The organism is Leucobacter sp. cx-42 (genome assembly GCF_014529985.1).
Taxonomy (GTDB): Bacteria; Actinomycetota; Actinomycetes; order Actinomycetales; family Microbacteriaceae; genus Leucobacter.
This window is the reverse complement of record NZ_JACVMU010000006.1, coordinates 158262-177690: the sequence shown is the minus strand read 5'-3', so window position 1 is coordinate 177690 and position 19429 is coordinate 158262. Positions and strand designations below refer to the sequence as shown.

At 60.5% G+C, this 19429-nt stretch carries 32 protein-coding genes; 30 read left to right on the top strand and 2 right to left on the bottom strand.

The window, feature by feature from the left end; all coding sequences use genetic code 11:
• Nucleotides 1-325 precede the first annotated feature (325 nt).
• The 29 genes from rpsJ (at nt 326) to rplQ (ending at nt 15935) form a co-directional block, all read left to right on the top strand.
• Nucleotides 326-634, top strand: a complete 309-nt coding sequence (gene rpsJ, locus ICM05_RS06920; RefSeq protein WP_010156393.1) for a 30S ribosomal protein S10 — start codon at nt 326-328, stop codon at nt 632-634.
• Nucleotides 635-648: 14 nt separating this feature from the next.
• Complete coding sequence (gene rplC, locus ICM05_RS06915) at nt 649-1302, top strand: 50S ribosomal protein L3 (protein ID WP_188023848.1); 654 nt, start codon at nt 649-651, stop codon at nt 1300-1302.
• A 3-nt stretch (nt 1303-1305) separates the two neighbouring features.
• Nucleotides 1306-1959, top strand: coding sequence for a 50S ribosomal protein L4 (gene rplD, locus ICM05_RS06910; protein ID WP_188023847.1), 654 nt, complete (start codon nt 1306-1308; stop codon nt 1957-1959).
• Nucleotides 1956-2255, top strand: a complete 300-nt coding sequence (rplW, locus tag ICM05_RS06905; protein WP_188023846.1) for a 50S ribosomal protein L23 — start codon at nt 1956-1958, stop codon at nt 2253-2255. Before rplD ends, rplW begins: the two co-directional genes overlap by 4 nt.
• A gap of 20 nt (nt 2256-2275) precedes the next feature.
• Nucleotides 2276-3112, top strand: a complete 837-nt coding sequence (rplB, locus tag ICM05_RS06900; protein WP_188023845.1) for a 50S ribosomal protein L2 — start codon at nt 2276-2278, stop codon at nt 3110-3112.
• A 24-nt stretch (nt 3113-3136) separates the two neighbouring features.
• On the top strand, nt 3137-3418 hold the full coding sequence (gene rpsS, locus ICM05_RS06895; RefSeq protein ID WP_025133706.1) for a 30S ribosomal protein S19: 282 nt from the start codon (nt 3137-3139) through the stop codon (nt 3416-3418).
• 25 nt (nt 3419-3443) lie between these two features.
• A complete protein-coding gene (rplV, locus tag ICM05_RS06890; RefSeq protein WP_188023844.1) occupies nt 3444-3824 on the top strand; it encodes a 50S ribosomal protein L22 in 381 nt (126 codons plus the stop codon).
• Nucleotides 3825-4586, top strand: a complete 762-nt coding sequence (gene rpsC, locus ICM05_RS06885; protein WP_188023843.1) for a 30S ribosomal protein S3 — start codon at nt 3825-3827, stop codon at nt 4584-4586. It begins immediately after the preceding gene.
• Between the two features lie 2 nt (nt 4587-4588).
• A complete protein-coding gene (gene rplP, locus ICM05_RS06880; protein WP_188023842.1) occupies nt 4589-5008 on the top strand; it encodes a 50S ribosomal protein L16 in 420 nt (139 codons plus the stop codon).
• Complete coding sequence (gene rpmC / locus ICM05_RS06875; protein ID WP_188023841.1) at nt 5008-5319, top strand: 50S ribosomal protein L29; 312 nt, start codon at nt 5008-5010, stop codon at nt 5317-5319. Before rplP ends, rpmC begins: the two co-directional genes overlap by 1 nt.
• 2 nt (nt 5320-5321) lie before the next feature.
• Nucleotides 5322-5594: a 30S ribosomal protein S17 gene (rpsQ, locus tag ICM05_RS06870; RefSeq protein ID WP_188023840.1), complete on the top strand. Its 273-nt coding sequence runs from the start codon at nt 5322-5324 to the stop codon at nt 5592-5594.
• A 32-nt stretch (nt 5595-5626) separates the two neighbouring features.
• Nucleotides 5627-5995, top strand: a complete 369-nt coding sequence (rplN, locus tag ICM05_RS06865; protein WP_188023839.1) for a 50S ribosomal protein L14 — start codon at nt 5627-5629, stop codon at nt 5993-5995.
• Between the two features lie 5 nt (nt 5996-6000).
• Complete coding sequence (rplX, locus tag ICM05_RS06860; protein ID WP_188023838.1) at nt 6001-6363, top strand: 50S ribosomal protein L24; 363 nt, start codon at nt 6001-6003, stop codon at nt 6361-6363.
• Entirely contained in the window at nt 6363-6920 is a 558-nt protein-coding gene (gene rplE, locus ICM05_RS06855) for a 50S ribosomal protein L5 (RefSeq protein ID WP_188023837.1), read from the top strand. The genes rplX and rplE overlap by 1 nt, the downstream gene beginning before the upstream one ends.
• Nucleotides 6921-7039: 119 nt before the next feature.
• On the top strand, nt 7040-7438 hold the full coding sequence (rpsH, locus tag ICM05_RS06850; RefSeq protein ID WP_188023836.1) for a 30S ribosomal protein S8: 399 nt from the start codon (nt 7040-7042) through the stop codon (nt 7436-7438).
• A gap of 6 nt (nt 7439-7444) precedes the next feature.
• Nucleotides 7445-7981: a 50S ribosomal protein L6 gene (gene rplF, locus ICM05_RS06845; protein ID WP_188023835.1), complete on the top strand. Its 537-nt coding sequence runs from the start codon at nt 7445-7447 to the stop codon at nt 7979-7981.
• Between the two features lie 2 nt (nt 7982-7983).
• Entirely contained in the window at nt 7984-8358 is a 375-nt protein-coding gene (rplR, locus tag ICM05_RS06840; protein ID WP_188023834.1) for a 50S ribosomal protein L18, read from the top strand.
• Complete coding sequence (gene rpsE, locus ICM05_RS06835; protein WP_188023833.1) at nt 8355-9050, top strand: 30S ribosomal protein S5; 696 nt, start codon at nt 8355-8357, stop codon at nt 9048-9050. The genes rplR and rpsE overlap by 4 nt, the downstream gene beginning before the upstream one ends.
• Nucleotides 9050-9238 (top strand): 50S ribosomal protein L30, encoded by a 189-nt coding sequence (gene rpmD, locus ICM05_RS06830; protein WP_188023832.1) that lies wholly within the window; start codon nt 9050-9052, stop codon nt 9236-9238. The genes rpsE and rpmD overlap by 1 nt, the downstream gene beginning before the upstream one ends.
• The gene (gene rplO, locus ICM05_RS06825; protein ID WP_188023831.1) at nt 9235-9693 is read left to right on the top strand and encodes a 50S ribosomal protein L15; all 459 of its coding nucleotides are present in this window, start codon (nt 9235-9237) and stop codon (nt 9691-9693) included. Before rpmD ends, rplO begins: the two co-directional genes overlap by 4 nt.
• 198 nt (nt 9694-9891) lie before the next feature.
• Entirely contained in the window at nt 9892-11208 is a 1317-nt protein-coding gene (secY, locus tag ICM05_RS06820; RefSeq protein WP_188023830.1) for a preprotein translocase subunit SecY, read from the top strand.
• Entirely contained in the window at nt 11209-11787 is a 579-nt protein-coding gene (locus tag ICM05_RS06815; protein WP_188023829.1) for an adenylate kinase, read from the top strand.
• 3 nt (nt 11788-11790) lie between these two features.
• Nucleotides 11791-12633, top strand: coding sequence for a type I methionyl aminopeptidase (map, locus tag ICM05_RS06810; RefSeq protein ID WP_188023828.1), 843 nt, complete (start codon nt 11791-11793; stop codon nt 12631-12633).
• Nucleotides 12634-12879: 246 nt separating this feature from the next.
• Complete coding sequence (gene infA, locus ICM05_RS06805) at nt 12880-13101, top strand: translation initiation factor IF-1 (RefSeq protein ID WP_017885304.1); 222 nt, start codon at nt 12880-12882, stop codon at nt 13099-13101.
• Between the two features lie 65 nt (nt 13102-13166).
• Nucleotides 13167-13283: a 50S ribosomal protein L36 gene (gene rpmJ, locus ICM05_RS06800; RefSeq protein WP_188023827.1), complete on the top strand. Its 117-nt coding sequence runs from the start codon at nt 13167-13169 to the stop codon at nt 13281-13283.
• A 191-nt stretch (nt 13284-13474) separates the two neighbouring features.
• Nucleotides 13475-13843 (top strand): 30S ribosomal protein S13, encoded by a 369-nt coding sequence (gene rpsM / locus ICM05_RS06795; protein WP_188023826.1) that lies wholly within the window; start codon nt 13475-13477, stop codon nt 13841-13843.
• 47 nt (nt 13844-13890) lie between these two features.
• Nucleotides 13891-14289 carry a 30S ribosomal protein S11 gene (gene rpsK, locus ICM05_RS06790; RefSeq protein WP_188023825.1) on the top strand — a complete coding sequence of 133 codons (399 nt, stop codon included), beginning with the start codon at nt 13891-13893 and terminating at the stop codon, nt 14287-14289.
• 125 nt (nt 14290-14414) lie between these two features.
• The gene (locus ICM05_RS06785; protein ID WP_188023824.1) at nt 14415-15401 is read left to right on the top strand and encodes a DNA-directed RNA polymerase subunit alpha; all 987 of its coding nucleotides are present in this window, start codon (nt 14415-14417) and stop codon (nt 15399-15401) included.
• A gap of 45 nt (nt 15402-15446) precedes the next feature.
• Complete coding sequence (rplQ, locus tag ICM05_RS06780; protein ID WP_188023823.1) at nt 15447-15935, top strand: 50S ribosomal protein L17; 489 nt, start codon at nt 15447-15449, stop codon at nt 15933-15935.
• A gap of 72 nt (nt 15936-16007) precedes the next feature.
• Here rplQ and ICM05_RS06775 read toward each other — a convergent pair whose 3' ends face one another.
• Both ICM05_RS06775 and ICM05_RS06770 read right to left on the bottom strand, forming a co-directional pair.
• Nucleotides 16008-16388 carry an ankyrin repeat domain-containing protein gene (locus ICM05_RS06775; RefSeq protein ID WP_188023822.1) on the bottom strand — a complete coding sequence of 127 codons (381 nt, stop codon included), beginning with the start codon at nt 16386-16388 and terminating at the stop codon, nt 16008-16010.
• A gap of 29 nt (nt 16389-16417) precedes the next feature.
• Nucleotides 16418-18403, bottom strand: a complete 1986-nt coding sequence (locus ICM05_RS06770; protein WP_188023821.1) for an acyltransferase family protein — start codon at nt 18401-18403, stop codon at nt 16418-16420.
• Between the two features lie 89 nt (nt 18404-18492).
• Between ICM05_RS06770 and truA the strand changes: the two genes are divergently transcribed.
• Nucleotides 18493-19350: a tRNA pseudouridine(38-40) synthase TruA gene (truA, locus tag ICM05_RS06765; RefSeq protein ID WP_188023820.1), complete on the top strand. Its 858-nt coding sequence runs from the start codon at nt 18493-18495 to the stop codon at nt 19348-19350.
• Nucleotides 19351-19429 lie beyond the last annotated feature (79 nt).

Below are 19429 nucleotides of genomic sequence, written 5' to 3'. Positions count from 1 at the left end.
GTTGCATTCATTGCATCCGGCGTGCGAGAATATACAGGTTCAGTACTTCTCGGTTTGACTGAGAATCACTGCCTGGCTGTGTGTTGACACCTCAAGTGAATGAGGTGGGGCGCCGTAGGGAGCGAACAAGACTTGTAAGGCTCGGCCTCACTTTGGTGGGAGTCGTGCGTTGCGAGGCCACACGTTGAGTGTGGTTTTGACAGGTGAACAGAGACCCAGCACGCACAGCGTTGAAAGACGCCGTATTGCCAGGGCGCTGGTACGCAAGACGTCCAATGCTTAGGGCTTGCCCTGAGTACGACGCAAGTAGAAAGTAGAGAGTCACATGGCGGGACAAAAGATCCGCATTCGACTGAAGTCGTATGACCATGAGGTCATCGACAGCTCCGCTCGGAAGATCGTAGATACGGTCACCCGTGCAGGCGCAACTGTTATCGGCCCCGTGCCCCTCCCCACTGAGAAGAACGTGATCGCTGTTATCCGTTCGCCTCACAAGTACAAGGACAGCCGCGAGCACTTCGAGAAGCGCACGCACAAGCGCCTGATCGACATCGTCGATCCCACGCCCAAGGCCGTCGATTCGCTCATGCGTCTCGATCTTCCGGCCGATGTCAACATCGAGATCAAGCTCTAAGGGGGGATCGATTCATGACTGCAGTACGTAACGTGAAGGGTCTCCTGGGCACCAAGCTCGGTATGACTCAGGTCTGGGACGAGAACGGCAACGTTGTTCCTGTGACCGTAATTGAGGTAGCACCTAACGTTGTTACCCAGATCCGCACCCCGGAGCTCGACGGCTACAGCGCGATCCAGATCGCAGCTGGCCAGATTGACCCCCGCAAGGTAAACAAGCCTTCGGCTGGTCACTTCGAGAAGGCAGGCGTCACGCCTCGCCGTCACCTCACTGAGATCCGCACCGCGGATGCAGCTGAGTACGCTCTCGGCCAGGAGCTCACCATCGATGCAACCTTCACCACCGGTCAGAAGATCGACGTTGTAGGTACTTCGAAGGGTAAGGGCTTCGCGGGCACCATGAAGCGCCACAACTTCTCTGGCGTTGGCGCATCGCACGGTCAGCACCGTAACCACCGTAAGCCCGGTTCTGTCGGCGGCGCTGCGACCCCTGGTCGCGTGTTCAAGGGTCAGAAGATGGCCGGCCGTATGGGTGGCGACCGTGTCACCGTCCAGAACCTCACGGTTCAGGCGATCGACGCTGAAAAGGGTCTCATCCTCGTTAAGGGTGCTGTTCCCGGTGCAAGCGGTCGTCTCGTATTCGTCCGCAACGCAGTGAAGGGGGCGTAGTTCATGGCTACCGCTACCAAGCTCGAGATCCTCGACGCGAAGGGCAAGAAGGCAGGCTCGGTTGAGCTTCCCGAGGCTATCTTCGGCGCCGAGACCAACGTCCCGCTGATCCACCAGGTTGTCACCGCTCAGCTCGCAGCTGCGCGTCAGGGCACCCACAAGGTCAAGAACCGTGGCGAACGCTCCGGTTCGGGCGTCAAGCCGTTCAAGCAGAAGGGTACCGGCCGCGCTCGTCAGGGTTCGGTCCGTATGCCTCAGCACCGCGGCGGCGGCATTGTGCACGGTCCGGTTCCCCGTGACTACGCACAGCGCACCCCCAAGAAGATGATCGCAGCTGCACTCATCGGCCTGCTCTCGGACCGCGTTCGCGGCAACCGTCTGCACGTTGTTGACAGCTTCGGCATCGAGGGCAAGCCGAGCACCAAGAGCGCACGCGAGTTCCTCGCAGCTGTTGCTCCTGGCACCCGCGTTCTCGTTGTTGTCACTCGTGAAGACGAGCTGACCGCGCTGAGCGTTCGCAACCTGCAGAACGTCCACGTCCTGTTCCAGGATCAGCTCAACGCCTACGACGTGGTCGTCAGCGATGACCTCGTCTTCACCAAGGCAGCCTTCGACGCATTCGTCGCTGGTCGCACCGCCAAGGAGGAAACGAAGTGAGCCTGAACAAGTCTTCACACGACGTCATCATCCGTCCCATCGTCTCGGAGAAGAGCTACAGCCTCATCGACGCGAACGGCCAGTACACCTTCGAGGTACAGCCCACTGCGACGAAGACTGAGATCAAGCTCGCTATCGAGCAGGTCTTTGGCGTGAAGGTCAACAAGATCAACACCCTGAACCGCAAGGGCAAGACCCGCCGCACCAAGTTCGGCATTGGCAAGCGCAAGGACACCAAGCGCGCCATCGTCACCCTTCAGTCGGGCTCGATCGACATCTTCACGGCCGGTCTGTAGAAGGGCGAAGAGGAAACATAATGGCTATTCGCAAGTACAAGCCGACGACCCCTGGTCGTCGTGGCTCGAGCGTTGCTGATTTCGCTGAGATCACCCGCTCCACCCCTGAGAAGTCGCTGCTTCGCCCGCTCCCCAAGACCGGCGGCCGCAACAACCAGGGTCGTATCACCACCCGCCACATCGGCGGTGGCCACAAGCGCCAGTACCGTGTCATCGACTTCCGTCGCCATGACAAGGACGGCGTGAACGCCAAGGTTGCGCACATCGAGTACGATCCCAACCGCACCGCGCGCATCGCGCTGCTGCACTACGTGGACGGCACGAAGCGTTACATCATTGCTCCGAACAAGCTCAAGCAGGGCGACATCGTCGAGGCTGGCGCGGGTGCAGATATCAAGCCGGGTAACAACCTGCCCTTGAAGAACATCCCCACCGGTACCGTGATTCACGCTATTGAGCTCCGTCCCGGCGGCGGCGCTAAGCTCGCTCGCTCGGCTGGTATGTCGGTGCGTCTCGTCGCTAAGGACGGCCCCTACGCTCAGCTGCGTCTCCCCTCGGGTGAGATCCGCAACGTCGATCTGCGCTGCCGCGCAACGATTGGCGAGGTGGGCAACGCCGAGCAGTCGAACATCAACTGGGGCAAGGCTGGCCGTATGCGCTGGAAGGGCGTTCGCCCGACCGTCCGCGGTGTTGTCATGAACCCGGTCGATCACCCGCACGGTGGTGGCGAAGGCCGCACCTCGGGTGGCCGTCACCCGGTTACCCCGTGGGGCCAGAAGGAAGGCCGTACGCGCCATCCGAACAAGGAAAGCGACAAGCTCATCGTGCGTCGCCGTACTGTTGGCAAGAAGCGCTAGTCGGCAGGTAGGAGAGAGTAGAAGATGCCTCGTAGTCTCAAGAAGGGCCCCTTCGTCGATAACCACCTGCTGAACAAGGTGGTTGTCCAGAACGAAGCTGGCACCAAGAACGTGATCAAGACCTGGTCGCGCCGCTCGATGATCATCCCCGCAATGCTGGGTCACACCATCGCAGTGCACGACGGTCGTAAGCACATTCCCGTGTTCGTAACGGAAACCATGGTTGGTCACAAGCTGGGCGAGTTCGCCCCGACCCGTACCTTCCGTGGCCACGTGAAGGACGACAAGAAGGGCCGTCGCCGCTAAGCGGCGACGTGAAGGAGGAAGAGAAATGGTGGAATCGATCGCACGCGTGCGTCATATCCGCATCACCCCCCAGAAGGCCCGTCGCGTTGTTGACCTGATCCGTGGCAAGAACGTTGAGGAAGCACTCGCGATCCTCAAGTTCGCACCCCAGGCAGCGTCGGAGCCCATTTTCAAGCTCGTCGCCTCGGCAGTCGCTAACGCGCGTGTCAAGGCCGAGAAGGAAAACCTGCGCTTCAACGAAGACGAGCTCGTTGTGGCACGTGCATTCGTGGACGAGGGAGCAACGCTCAAGCGTTTCCGCCCCCGTGCACAGGGTCGCGCGTTCCGTATCAACAAGCGGACCAGCCACATCACCGTCATTCTTCAGACGGCTGACGAGGTTGCCGCATCGAAGGGAGCCAAGTAAATGGGCCAGAAGATTCATCCCTATGGCTTCCGCCTCGGGGTAACCACTGATCACGTATCGCGTTGGTTCTCGGACTCGACCAAGAAGGGTCAGCGTTACGCTGACTACCTTGCCGAGGACATCAAGATCCGCAGCTACCTGACTGACACGCTTGACCGTGCAGGTGTTTCGCGCATCGAGATCGAGCGCACCCGTGACCGTGTACGCGTGGACATCCACACTGCACGTCCCGGTATCGTCATCGGCCGTCGTGGCGCAGAGGCAGAGCGCATCCGCGCCGGCCTCGAGAAGCTCACCGGCAAGCAGATCCAGCTGAACATCCTCGAGGTCAAGAACCCCGAGGCTGACGCTCAGCTCGTTGCACAGGGTATTGCAGAGCAGCTCGCTGCTCGCGTTGCATTCCGTCGTGCAATGCGCAAGGGCCTCCAGGGCGCACAGCGCGCTGGTGCCAAGGGCGTTCGTATTCAGGTCTCGGGCCGTCTCGGCGGCGCAGAGATGAGCCGTTCGGAGTTCTACCGCGAGGGTCGCGTGCCGCTGCACACCCTTCGTGCGAACATCGATTACGGTTTCTACGAAGCTAAGACCACCTTCGGCCGTATCGGCGTGAAGGTCTGGATCTACAAGGGTGACCTCACCAACAAGGAACTTGCTCGCGAGCAGGCAGCACAGAAGCCGTCGCGTGACCGCGGCGATCGCCGCCGTGCGCCTCGTAACGCTCAGCAGGCTGAGGCTGCACCCGCTGCAGCAGGAGCGGAGAAGTAACAATGCTGATTCCCCGTCGAGTAAAGCACCGTAAGCAGCATCACCCCGGCCGTAGCGGCCAGGCAAAGGGCGGAACCAAGGTCACCTTCGGTGAGTTTGGTATCCAGGCTCTCACCCCCGCTTACGTGACGAACCGTCAGATCGAGTCCGCTCGTATCGCGATGACCCGTCACATCAAGCGTGGTGGCAAGGTGTGGATCAACATCTACCCTGACCGTCCCCTCACCAAGAAGCCTGCCGAGACCCGCATGGGTTCCGGTAAGGGTTCGCCGGAGTGGTGGATTGCCAATGTCAAGCCGGGCCGCGTCCTCTTCGAGGTCGCAGGTGTCGATGAGCAGCTTGCACGCGAGGCACTGACCCGCGCGATCCACAAGCTTCCGCTCAAGGCCCGCATTATCAAGCGTGAGGAGGGCGACGCGTAATGGCGATCGGTACCAAGGAACTGGCTGTCACCGAACTGGATACGTTCGAGAACGAGCGCCTGGCAGAAGAGCTCAAGAAGGCTAAGGCTGAGCTTTTCAACCTTCGCTTCCAGTCGGCCACCGGCCAGCTTGAAAGCCACGGCCGTGTTCGTCAGGTGAAGCGCGACATTGCTCGCATCTACACCGTTCTGCGTGAGCGCGAGCTCGGCATTCGGGTTACCCCCGTTGCTGCTCCTGCAAAGGCTAAGGCGAAGAAGAGCACTAAGAAGACCGAGCAGGCGGACGCCGCCGCTGAGACGAAGGAGGCCTAACAATGGCTGAGATCGAACAGGAACAGCGCGGCTACCGCAAGGCCCGCCGTGGTTACGTCGTCAGCGACAAGATGGACAAGACCATCGTCGTTGAGGTCGAAGACCGTGTGAAGCACCCCCTCTACGGCAAGGTCCTGCGCCGCTCGTCGAAGGTTAAGGCTCACGACGAGATGAACACTGCAGGCATCGGCGATCTCGTGGTCATCCACGAGACTCGTCCGCTCAGCGCTTCGAAGCGCTGGCGCCTCGTAGAGATTCTCGAGAAGGCGAAGTAAGCCTCGCGGCTTACTGATTGAAGGAGTAACAAGTGATTCAGCAGGAATCGCGACTCAAGGTTGCCGACAACAGCGGTGCCAAGGAGTTGCTCACGATTCGCGTACTCGGTGGATCGGGTCGTCGTTACGCCGGCCTCGGCGACACGATCGTCGCGACCGTCAAGGACGCAATCCCCGGTGGCAACGTCAAGAAGGGCGACGTCGTAAAGGCGGTTGTCGTTCGTACGCGTAAGTCGACCCGTCGTGTAGACGGTTCGTACATTAGCTTTGACGAGAACGCTGCCGTCATTCTGAAGGCTGACGGGGAGCCCCGCGGCACCCGTATCTTCGGGCCGGTCGGCCGTGAGCTTCGCGACAAGAAGTTCATGAAGATCGTCTCGCTCGCACCGGAGGTGATCTAGTCCATATGGCTAACAAGATCAAGAAGGGTGACCTCGTAGAGGTCATCTCGGGCCCGACCCAGGAGCGCGGTGGCTACCGCGGCAAGCAGGGTCGCGTCATTGAGGTTCTGACCGAAACCGACCGCGTAGTGGTTGAGGGCGTTAACTTCGTCACCAAGCACACCCGCGTTGGCCAGTCGGAGCGTGGAACGAAGGAAGGCGGCATTGAGACCGTCGAGGCTCCGATCCACGTGTCGAACGTCGCAGTTGTCGACCCCGAGACCAAGAAGCCGACTCGCGTTGGTTTCCGCGTCGAAGAGGTCGAGAAGAACGGCGTGAAGAAGACCGTCCGTGTTCGCTACGCGAAGAAGTCAGGGAAGGCCCTCTAATGACTGAGACTAAGGTTCAGCCCCGTCTGAAGCAGAAGTACCGCGGCGAGATCGTTCCTGCACTCCTCGAGGAGTTCAAGTTCGAGAACGTTATGCAGGTGCCTGGCGTTGTGAAGGTTGTCGTTAACACCGGCGTCGGCGAGGCAGCTCGCGACAGCAAGGTGATTGAAGGCGCTATCGCAGACCTCCAGAAGATCACCGGTCAGAAGCCCAAGGTCACCTTGGCCCGTAAGTCGATCGCACAGTTCAAGCTGCGCGAAGGCCAGGCTATTGGTGCGCACGTTACCCTCCGTGGTGACCGTGCATGGGAATTCCTCGATCGTCTCATCAACCTCGCACTGCCCCGTATCCGCGATTTCCGCGGTCTTTCGGCAAAGCAGTTCGACGGTGCTGGTAACTACACCTTCGGTTTGACCGAGCAGAGTGTGTTCCACGAGATCGATCAGGATAAGATTGATCGTGTACGCGGTTTCGACATCACTGTCGTAACCTCGGCAAAGACCGACGACGAGGGTCGCGCGCTGCTTAAGGCGCTCGGTTTCCCGTTCAAGGCCTAATAACTGAATAGTCCAAGTGGGCTTGGTGCCCGGGAATTTTCCCGGGCACCTTTCCCGCGTCACCCAGGTCGGTGGTCGTGTAACGGCCCCCGATACCAGGCGAGAAAGCAGAGTCAATTATGACGATGACTGATCCGGTCGCAGATATGCTGACCCGGTTGCGCAATGCAAATAGCGCACATCACGATGACGTTTCGCTCCCCGGCTCAAAGCTCAAGGAGCGGATCGCAGAGATCCTCAAGCGCGAAGGCTACATCGCTGACTGGAAGGTTGAGGCCGCACGCGTCGGTACCACCCTCACCATGCAGCTGAAGTACGGCCCCAACCGCGAGCGTTCGATCGAGGGCATCAAGCGTGTCTCGAAGCCCGGTCTGCGTGTATACGCAGGTGCAGCCGAGGTTCCGAGCGTTCTTGGCGGTCTCGGTATTGCGATCCTGTCCACCTCTTCGGGGCTCCTCACGGACCGCGAGGCCGAGCAGAAGGGCGTGGGCGGCGAAGTGCTGGCCTACGTGTGGTAAGCCAGAATGTCACGTATCGGTAAGCTTCCCATCACCGTTCCCGGTGGTGTAGATGTCAAGATCGATGGCCAGCAGGTCACGGTCAAGGGCGCAAAGGGCGAGCTCACGCTCACCGTTGCAGAGCCCATTCGCGTAGCTGTTGAGGATGGCCAGATTCTGGTTACCCGTCCCAACGACGAGCGCGAGTCGCGTGCACTGCACGGCCTCACCCGTACCCTTATCAACAACAACATCGTTGGTGTAACCGCTGGTTACACCAAGCAGCTTGAGGTTGTTGGTACCGGTTACCGCGTCGCGCTGAAGGGTAGCGATCTCGAGCTCGCTCTCGGCTTCTCGCACCCCGTAGTCTTCGCTGCTCCTGCAGGCATCACGCTTGCAGTTGAGGGCACCACGAAGATCTCGGTCAGCGGTATCTCCAAGCAGGCAGTCGGTGAGGCTGCTGCTAACATCCGCAAGCTGAAGAAGCCGGAGCCCTACAAGGGCAAGGGCATCCGCTACGCGGGCGAGAACGTTCGTCGCAAGGCTGGAAAGGCTGGTAAGTAACCATGGCCGCTAACATCACTCGCGCTAAGGGCCGTACCGCTGCCCGCCTCCGCCGCCACAGCCGCCTTCGTAAGAAGGTTGTTGGCACCGAGGTGCGCCCCCGCATGAACGTTACGCGCTCGTCGCGTCACGTCTTCGTCCAGGTCATCGACGATTCGAAGGGTTTCACCATCGCATCGGCTTCGACCATGGAAGCGGACATTCGCGCTTTCGAGGGCGACAAGACCGCTAAGGCACGCAAGGTAGGCGAAATCCTCGCTGAGCGTGTAAAGGCAGCAGGCGTTGACGCAGTGGTCTTCGACCGCGGTGGCAGCAAGTACGCCGGCCGTGTCGCTGCGATCGCCGAAGGCGCTCGCGAAGGGGGGCTGACCCTGTGAGCAACGAAACGAAGGAGCAGGAAGTGGCTGCTGAGACCCCGGTCGTGGAAACCAAGACTGAGGATCACCGCAACGAGCCTCGTGAGCAGCGTCGCGGTAGCCGCGATCGCGGCACCCGTGGTGAGCGCGGCGGTCGCGAGCGCACCGAGAGCCAGTTCCTCGAGCGCGTCGTAACCATCAACCGTGTGTCGAAGGTCGTCAAGGGTGGTCGTCGCTTCAGCTTCACCGCTCTCGTCGTCGTCGGCGACGGTAACGGCACCGTTGGTGTCGGTTACGGTAAGGCCAAGGAGGTGCCCCTCGCAATCTCGAAGGGTGTCGAAGAGGCAAAGAAGAACTTCTTCCGCGTCCCCCGCGTCGGCAGCACCATCCCGCACCCCGTGCAGGGTGAGGCAGCAGCAGGCGTCGTTCTGCTCCGCCCCGCAGCTGCTGGTACCGGTGTTATCGCCGGTGGCCCCGTCCGCGCCGTACTCGAGTGCGCTGGCATCCACGACGTACTGAGCAAGTCGCTCGGTTCGTCGAACACCCTGAACATCGTGCATGCGACCGTTGAGGCACTGAAGATGCTCGAGGAGCCCCGCTCCGTCGCAGCTCGTCGTGGCCTCGACTTTGACCGTGTCGCACCGGCTCGCCTCGTGCGCGCCGAAGCGAAGGCTCTGGCCGACGCTGCAGCTAAGGCAAAGGCAGGTGCGTAATGGCTAAGAGCCTGAAGATTACGCAGACGAAGTCCGTTATCAGTGAGAAGCAGAACCAGCGCGACACCCTGCGTAGCCTCGGCCTCAAGAAGATCGGCCAGTCGGTCGTTCGTGAGGATACCGTAGCTAACCGCGGTTACGTTCGTGCAGTTGCTCACCTGGTACAGGTTGAGGAGATCGACGTATGAGCGAGAACATTGAGCGCGGCGAGGTTCTGAAGGCACACCACCTTCGTCCCGCAGCCGGTTCGAAGAAGGCCAAGACCCGCGTGGGTCGTGGTGAGGCTTCGAAGGGTAAGACTGCTGGCCGCGGTACCAAGGGCACCAAGGCTCGTTACCAGGTCCGTGCCGGCTTCGAGGGTGGCCAGATGCCGCTGCATATGCGCACCCCGAAGCTCCGTGGTTTCAAGAACCCGTTCCGCACCGAGTACCAGGTTGTGAACGTTGCTAAGCTCGCTGAGCTGTACCCCAAGGGTGGCGACGTAACGATTGCTGATCTCGTTGCAAAGGGTGCAGTTCGCAAGAACCAGCCCGTTAAGGTCCTTGGCGATGGCGACCTCGCGGTCAAGCTCGTCATTGACGTTGACAAGGTGTCGGCTTCGGCACGCGAAAAGATCGTTGCCGCAGGCGGCGAGGTAAAGTAACTTTCTATAAGTAGGAAGTTATTTGCGGGGGAGTCCCTTGTGCGATATTTCGTGCGAGGAATTCCCCCGCTTTTCTTTTGTCATTTGGTTGCCAAACAACCGAATCATTAAGCGAAACGACCCGGCTGCAGTGTAGGCTGTTGAGTCGGTGATCGTCGTGTTGGCGTGAGCCAGTACCGACAGGCCAGGAGGCAGATCTTGTTCAGTGCGATCGGACGAATTTTTCGAACCCCCGATCTAAGGCGGAAGATTCTCTTCACGCTCGGCATTGTCACGCTTTTCCGTTTGGGTTCATTCATCCCCGCACCGTTCGTTGACTTTGCCAACGTTCAGGCCTGCCTCGCGGCAGGGGAGAATGCAAACGGGTTGTACGACATGATCAACCTGTTCAGCGGCGGCGCTCTGCTGCAGCTGTCGATCTTCGCGCTCGGCATCATGCCGTACATTACGGCGTCGATCATTGTGCAGCTGCTTCGCGTGGTCATTCCTCACTTTGAGGCGCTCCACAAGGAAGGCCAGGCAGGCCAGGCGAAGATGACGCAGTACACGCGCTACCTGACGATTGGTCTTGCTGTCCTCCAGTCGACCACGCTGATCACGGTTGCGAAGTCGGGTCAGCTGCTTGGTAACGCGAACCAGGCGTGCGAGAACCTCGTTTCGAACGAGTGGTGGGCAACGCTCATCATGATCCTCACGATGACTGCAGGTACTGGCCTCATCATGTGGTTCGGCGAGCTCATCACTGAGCGCGGTATCGGCAACGGTATGTCGCTCCTGATCTTCACCTCGATTGCCGCAACCTTCCCGAGCGCCCTCTGGGTGATCAAGGAACAGCGCGGTTGGGAGATCTTCTTCTTCGTTATCGCAATCGGCCTCATCATCGTTGCAGCAGTTGTATACGTTGAGCAGTCGCAGCGCCGTATTCCTGTTCAGTACGCGAAGCGCGTTGTTGGCCGCCGTACGTACGGTGGCAGCAGCACCTATATCCCGATCAAGGTGAACATGGCGGGCGTTATCCCCGTGATCTTCGCTTCGGCAATTCTTTACCTCCCGATGTTGATCTCGCAGTTCAACCAGCCCGCTGCGGGTGAAGACCCCAAGGCTTGGGTTGTCTGGATTCAGACGAATCTGGTCACCGGTGACCAGCCCCTGTACATGGTGGTCTTCTTCCTCCTCATCATTGGCTTCACGTTCTTCTACGTTCAGATCACCTTCAACCCTGAAGAGGTCGCGGACAACATGAAGAAGTACAGCGGATTCATCCCAGGCATCCGCGCTGGCCGCCCGACGGCTGAGTACCTCAACTACGTGCTCACTCGTATCACGACGGCCGGTTCGATTTACATCGGCGTCATTGCGCTCATCCCGTTGATCGCTCTGTCGTTCTTCGGAGCGAACCAGAACTTCCCGTTCGGCGGCGCTTCGATCCTCATTATCGTCGGTGTGGGTCTTGAAACCGTCAAGCAGATCGACGCACAGCTGCAGCAGCGTCACTATGAAGGGCTTCTTAAGTAAATGACTTCAACTCGACTTCTCATCATCGGCCCTCCCGGTGCGGGCAAGGGCACCCAGGCTGGCAAGATTGCGGAGACCTACGGCGTCCCCGCAATCTCCACCGGTGACATCTTCCGCGCCAACATTAAGGGCGGTACTGAGCTCGGTAAGCGCGTTCAGGCAATCATCGAATCGGGCGAACTCGTTCCTGATTCGCTGACGAACGAAATCGTCGAGGATCGACTTGGCCAGGCAGACGCAGCAGCAGGCTTCCTGCTCGACGGCTACCCCCGTACCGTTGACCAGGTCACGGCGCTCGATGGCATGCTCGAGGGCGACTCGCTCGACGCGGTTGTCTTGCTCGAGGCAGACGTTGACGCAGTTGTAGCTCGCCTGCTCAAGCGCGCTGAGCTTGAGGGTCGTGCGGACGATACTGAAGAGGTCATTCGCCACCGTCAGAACGTCTACGCGGAGCAGACCGCACCGCTCATCGAGCTCTTCTCGAAGCGTGGCATTCTCGTATCCGTTGATGGCATGGGTACCCCTGACGAGGTCGCGGAGCGTATCGCTTCGGGTCTCACTGCACAGCTGGGGCGCTAGCCAATGGCACGTCGAGGAATCATTCGCCGGTCGATCTATAAGTCGCCCGCACAGCTTCGCCTGATGGTCGAAGCGGGTCGGGTAACTCGGCTGGCGCTCGACGCCCTCGCGGCGAACGCACGAGAGGGTGTCACGACACTTGAACTTGATGCGATCGCTGAGAAGACGATTCGCGATGCCGGGGGAGTGCCAAACTTCCAGTTGGTGCCCGGCTATAGCCATACGATTTGCGCAAACGTGAACGACGACGTTGTTCACGCAATCCCCACGGATCGCCCGCTTCAGCCCGGTGACATTGTGTCGCTCGACGTGGGCGCTGATGTGAATGGTTGGAACGGCGATGCGGCGATTTCTGTCGTGATCCCTGATCCGAAGGATGAAGCTCGCACGAAGCATGCGCAGCGTCTCTCTGAGGTCACCCACAATGCGATGTGGGAGGGCATTGCCCGTTTTGCTCGCGCCTCGCATCTGAACGAGGTCGGCGAAGCTGTCTCGGAATACGTGCACGCAAACAGCAAGTACGGCGTTCTCGAGGAGTACATCGGGCACGGCATTGGTCGTAGCATGCACGAAGATCCCCCCGTGTTCAACGTCCCCAGCCCGGGTCGCGGTCCCGCCGTCAAGGCGGGTCTCTGCGTCGCGATCGAGCCGATCATCTCTGCCGGCACGATTGAGACCAAGATTCAGGACGATGACTGGACCGTCACGATCAAGGACGGCTCGCTGAGTGCGCAGTGGGAACACAGCGTCGCGCGCCACGAGGGTGGCATCTGGGTGTTGACCGCTGAAGATGGCGGCGCCGCAGGCCTCGCACCTTTCGGTATCACGCCGGTCCCGATCGCCTAGTGCATCGCAGTACAGCACGCACTTTTGCAGGAGCCCCGCTTGGAAACAAGCGGGGCTCCTGCTGTTTCTGATACTGGACGGGGGCGGATCCGAAAGCGCGACGCGCCGAAGACTGTCACGCTCGGGTTTACAAACCCGGCGCGCCCGACTATTCTTGTTCCTTGGTGCTTTGCGCCTGTTTTCGTGATCGCGAAAACGGCATGAAGCATTCGCAGACGAGTACATCTACTAAGCGATAGTGAGGCTATGGCGAAAAAAGACGGCGTCATCGAGATCGAGGGCCAGGTTGTCGAGGCACTCCCGAACGCAATGTTCCGGGTTGAATTGACGAACGGCCACAAGGTCCTCGCGCACATCTCCGGCAAAATGCGCCAGCACTACATCCGAATCCTCCCTGAGGATCGCGTGATCGTAGAGCTGACGCCGTACGACCTGACCCGTGGTCGTATCGTCTACCGCTACAAGTAGGTCTCTCGGAAGTAACGGCCTACGAAACCTCGTAGGTACGAAGACAGCGAACCCTTAAGGAAATCATGAAGGTTAAGCCCAGCGTCAAGCCGATTTGCGAGCACTGCAAGGTGATCCGTCGCCACGGCCGTGTCATGGTGATCTGCAAGAGCAACCCCCGTCACAAGCAGCGCCAGGGTTAATTCCCTCGCTGGTTGCGATGCATGATGAGCAATCGTCATTTGCTTTCGTAGACCATTCATAATTCAACATTGAACCGCGCGTTGAAGATCCCGTCCTAGCACGCAAGTGCTGGGGTGGGGGACACCTCGGGTTGGAGGCCCGGACCCCCAACGCGCACCATACCTCCACTACCGCCAAGGAGAGCCAACACATGGCACGTATTGCAGGAGTAGACATCCCGCGCGAGAAGCGCGTTGAGATTGCACTCACTTACATCTACGGCGTCGGCCGCACCAGCGCGCTTAAGACGCTTGCTGAGACCGGTATCGACGGCAACATCCGCGTTCGCGATCTCACTGACGACCAGCTCGTGCTTCTGCGCGACCACATTGAGGGCAACTTCAAGGTTGAGGGCGATCTTCGCCGCGAGGTTGCAGCAGACATCCGCCGCAAGGTTGAGACTGGCAGCTACCAGGGTCTTCGTCACCGCAAGGGCCTGCCTGTGCATGGTCAGCGCACCAAGACGAACGCACGTACCCGTAAGGGTCCGAAGCGTACCGTCGCCGGCAAGAAGAAGTAATAGCCGGTTCACCGGACCATCACAGATAGTTTTCAGGAGAATTCTCAATGGCTGCACCTAAGGCCGCAGCGCGCAAGCCGCGCCGCAAGGATAAGAAGAACGTTGTACAGGGCCAGGCCCACATCAAGTCGACGTTCAACAACACCATCGTTTCGATCACTGACACCACCGGTGCTGTGATCAGCTGGGCATCGTCGGGCGGCGTGGGCTTCAAGGGCTCGCGTAAGTCGACTCCGTTCGCTGCTCAGCTTGCTGCTGAGTCTGCTGCGCGTAAGGCGCAGGAGCACGGCATGAAGAAGGTTGACATCTTCGTCAAGGGCCCCGGCTCGGGCCGCGAGACCGCGATTCGTTCGCTCCAGGCAGCAGGCCTCGAGGTTGGTTCGATCAACGATGTGACCCCTCAGGCTCACAACGGTTGCCGTCCCCCGAAGCGTCGCCGCGTATAAGTAGCGCCTTCCGCTGCGTGCAGCGGATGTGGGTCAACTTCGGTTGACTCACAGCATTACTTACACATTTCCCTCTCTCTTTACCGCGTGAGTCATATAGCGGACTCCGGCGAAAGGATCACACAGTGCTCATTGCACAGCGACCCACTCTGACTGAAGAATCAATCTCTGAGTTCCGTTCGCGGTTCACCATCGAACCGCTGGAGCCAGGCTTCGGTTACACCCTCGGCAACTCGCTCCGCCGCACCCTGCTGTCGTCGATTCCTGGCGCAGCTGTGACGAGCGTTCGCTTCGAGGGCGTTGCCCACGAGTTCACGACCATTCCTGGCGTGACTGAGGACGTCACCGAGATCATCCTCAACGTGAAGGCGCTCGTAGTTTCGAGCGAGCACGATGAGCCGATCACCGCGTACCTCCGCAAGACTGGTGCGGGCGAGGTTACCGCTGCTGACATCTCGGCGCCTGCTGGCGTTGAGGTGCACAACCCGGAACTCGTCATCGCCACGCTGAACGACGATGCACAGTTCGAGCTCGAGCTCACCATCGAACGTGGCCGCGGCTACGTTTCGGCGGCTCAGAACCGTAACGACGATGCAGAGGTTGGCCGTATTCCGGTTGACTCGATCTACTCGCCGGTGCTCAAGGTTACCTACCGAGTTGAAGCAACTCGTGCCGGTGAGCGCACCGACTTCGATCGCCTCGTTGTTGACGTTGAGTCGAAGCCCGCTATCAGCCCCCGCGATGCAATTGCATCGGCCGGTTCGACGCTTGTCGAGCTGTTCGGTCTTGCACGCGAGCTGAACGTGCAGGCTGAGGGCGTCGAGATCGGTCCGGCACCGGTCGAGGTTGTTGCTGAAAGCGAACTGTCGATTCCCATCGAGGATCTCGACCTTTCGGTTCGCAGCTACAACTGCCTGAAGCGTGAGGGCATCAACACCGTGAGCGAACTTGTTGCGCTCTCGGAAGCCCAGCTCATGAACATCCGCAACTTCGGTCAGAAGTCCGTATTCGAGGTGCGCGACAAGCTCACCGAGATGGGCCTCTCGCTGAAGGACGCAGTGCCCGGCTTTGACGGCGCACAGTTCTACAGCTACGAAGACGACGTTAACTAACGATTAAGCGTCTCGCGCTGATCGAAATTTACTTGGAGTACACACATGCCTAAGCCCAACAAGGGCCCCCGCCTCGGAGGCGGACCCGCTCACGAGCGTCTGATGCTCAACCAGATGGCTGCGCAGCTTTTCGAGCACAAGCGCATCCAGACGACTGAGACCAAGGCTAAGCGCCTGCAGCCCGTCGCTGAGCGTCTCGTGACGTTCGCAAAGCGCGGCGACCTGCACGCACGCCGTCGCGTCATGCGTCAGATTCTCGACAACTCGGTTGTGCACGAGCTCTTCACTGAGATTGCACCCCTCGTTGCTGAGCGCCAGGGTGGCTACACCCGCATCATCAAGACCGGTTTCCGCAAGGGCGACAACGCTCCCCTCGCAGTAATCGAGCTCGTCCTCGAGCCCGTCAACCCGAAGCCCAAGGCAAAGAAGGCTGCTCCCGCAGCTGAGGTTGTCGAAGAGGCTCCTGCTGCTGTTGAGGCAGAGGTTGTCGAAGAGGCACCCGCAGCTGAGGCTGCAGAGGAGAAGGCTGAGTAAGCTTTCCCCCTCACACACAGAGGCCGCAATCCTTCTCGAAGGGTTGCGGCCTCTGTGTGTAATACGGAGTGCTTAGCCTGCGGCAGGCAGCTCGACGCCAAACATCTCGGCCGTTGCACGTGCTGAAGGGGTTCCAGCATCCGGATCCGCGCCCCGTGCGATCAGCGCGACAATGACGTCGGCACTGCGCTTGAAAACGGCGCCTGCGAGCGGGCTCTGGCCACGGTCGTTCAGCCGGTTGACATCTGCACCGCGTGCAGCGAGGCCGTCTGTGAGCGCAGCGTGGCCGTTGTAGGCCGCGAGCATGAGCAGCGTATTGCCGCTGGGGTCGGTGAGATCGGCGGGGACGCCCTGGTCGATTGCGGCGAGCAAAAGGTCGGCATCGCCTGCGCGTGCGGCGTCGAAGAGTCGGTGCGCAAACTCGAGCGCATCGGTGGGAAGTGAATCAGCCATGGTGCTATCCAACCACGGCCGAGAATCACTTATCGGCGCGGAACGCTCCAGCCACGAACTTCGCCAGGTGAAAGCATTGCGTCAAACGCCTGCTGGGCAGCGTCAGCGTAGATTTCGCCACCACTCGGGTTCGGGTGGATGTCGTCGCCTGCGAGCGCGTCAGGAACGCCGCTCACCATTTCGGTCCACGGTGCGGTGACCACGCCGGGACGCTCGGCTGCGAAGGCCGCGAGGTCCTGGTTCACTTGGGGGATCCAGTCGCGGTCAGCGTGTGCGTCGACGAAGATGACAAAGCGGTCGTTGCCGGCTGCTTTGGTGATCCGCGCCAAATCGTCATGGTCGACCGGGCCGTTCGTGCCGAGGCCGACAAGTACGACGGAGCGGAGTGTCCCGTTCTCGGCCTGCGCCTCGATGAGATCGGCGCCGACACTCATGCCGCGAGAGACTGCCGCGTCAACTGCGATACCGGGGAATCGTGCGCTGAGTTCGGGCAGGCTTGCGAGCATGACCGAATCGCCGACGGCCGTGATGTCGGCGCCGGTGACCTCGATGGGTACTGGCGCGGGGCGAGGCTGCGGCTTCTTCGGGCCCTTAGGATCCTTTGTGGTGGGCTTGGCGCCCGGCTTCCCCTTGGGCGCCTCTGTCTGGCGGCGCGCGTCCTCAGCGGCCTTGGCTTCCTCCGCTGCCTTCGCATCTGCGATCGCCTGTGCCTCAGCTGCTGCTTGCTGCTGCTTGAGCATTGCTTCACCGCGAGCAATGACGTCGGCGGAGCTGGTGCGCTCAGGCGCGGCCGCAACCGCGACCGCCGTCATGGGCACTGACACGATGACCACGGCCAACACCGCGATGGCGATGATCGACTGGCGGGTCGTGCGTGACGCACGCAGGCGCATGAGGCGGAAGGCGCCACGAATTCCAGAACGACGCACAGGCTGCTCCACGTAGGTGTAAGAAAGGGCGGCAAGGCCGAATGTTGCCGTTGCGGTAATGATAATCACGAGCGCGAGGGGCGCGGATCCGCCAAACACATTCTTCAAGGCAGCCGTCACGATGAGGAGCAGCGGCCAGTGCCACAGGTAAATGCCGTACGAGCGCTCACCGATCCATCGCAGGGGAGCGCAGTCAAGCGCACGGCCGACGATGGCACCGGGTCGCGTGATGGCCCAGATAATCGCGACAGCGAGCAGTGTCGCGAGCTGGAAGCCACCGGTGAAGCTCTCGAGCGAAGCTTCCTTGACGGTGAAGGCAAGATAGAGGAACACGGCGCCGCCGAGCACAGCGATGCTGGTCGTCAGAATTTGTCCGCTACGGCCGATCTGGCGCGCGACGTCGGTACCCTTACGCGGCTCGGCAAACACCGCGAGCGCAGCGCCAAGCAGCAGTCCGAAGCTGTGCGTGTCCGAGCCAAAGTAGATACGGGTCGGGTCGATGCCATCGACGGCCATGCCAGCCATAAAGCCGGCAGAGATGACGCCGAGGATGAGGAGCGGCAGGCCGCGCGTTGCGCGCGAGCGGAGCGTGATCAACAGCAGCGCGAGCAAGGGGAGTACGAGGTAGAACTGCTCCTCGATAGCAAGCGACCAGGTGTTCCTGAAGAGCTCAGGGGTGTCCTGCGTGAAGTAATCGGTACCGTTCGCAATGAACATCCAGTTACTGACGAAGAAGACGGTTCCCAGAATCTGCTTCCCGATATTGACGAGCAGATCGCGATCCACGAGATACGCGAGCGTCGTTGAGACGAGTACCACAAGTGCCAGTGGCGGCAGCAAGCGCCGTGCGCGCCGTTGCCAGAATGCGACGAGGCGGATCTGCCCACTCTTCCGAACCTCACGCAATAGGAGCGTTGTGATTAGGAAGCCGCTGATGACGAAGAAAATGTCTACGCCGAGGAAGCCGCCGGTGAGCGCCTTCGGGGCGAGGTGGTAAATGAGGACCAACAGCACAGCGATTGCGCGAAGACCGTCAAGTCCACCGATGTGGCGGGGGTGCGGGGTGGAAACTCGAAAAATACTCATACAGATGTTTGCCTGGAAAAGACTCACGTCATTCTACGCGATTTGTCTGCGCAAGCGACGCTTCATGTTTGTTCTGGCACTATCGAAGGATGACAGAACTTTCAGCGGGGCTTCATCGCCTCCGACTCGACCTCGCATACGACGGCACAGACTTCTCTGGCTGGGCGAAGCAGCCGGGGCTGCGAACGGTCGAGGGAGAGATTGAGGAGGCGCTTGCGCTCATCCTTCAGGTCGCACCGGGCGACGTGCGGATCACCGTCGGTGGTCGCACCGATGCCGGTGTGCACTCGCGTGGACAGGTTGCGCATATTGATGTGTCATCCGAACAGCTTGCGCAGTGGAATAAATCGAATGCGATGGCCAGGCGTCTGAATCGCGTGCTGTCGCGATCCGCGCCCGATGTCGCGATCCATTCCGTGCGCGAGGTTCCTGCCGCCTTTGACGCCCGATTCGGTGCGCTCCGTCGCCGGTACGAATACCGTGTGCGGCCGGCGCAGTCGCGGCTCGATCCACTCACTGCGCGGTTCACGGCAGACTTCACCCGTGAGCTCGACCTTGGGGTGATGCAGCAGGCGTCGGCTGATCTGCTCGGACTCCAAGATTTCACCACCTTCTGTAAAGCACGAGAGGGAGCCACCGCGGTGCGTGAGCTGCTTGCGTTCGAGTGGCGGGAAACTGCAGATGGCGCATTTGCGGCGCGGATCGAGGCTGACGCATTCTGCCACTCGATGGTGCGGGCGCTCGTGGGCTCGGTCGTCGCGGTCGGTTCGAAGCGGATCAGTGGCGAGCAGCTCCGCGACCTGCGTGATGCGAGAGAGCGGACAAGTAAGTTCACCGTCATGCCGGCGAAGGGACTCTCGCTCGAGGAGATTGCCTACCCGGCTGACGAGGATCTCGCTGCGCGCGCTGAGCAGACGCGTGCCCGGCGTGACTCGCTCGATGACTGATGTGCTAAAGTAGACCCTTGGTGCGTACTGGTATATCCAGTTCGTGCCCGAATGTGAGCCCTCCACCGGCCCAGCACCC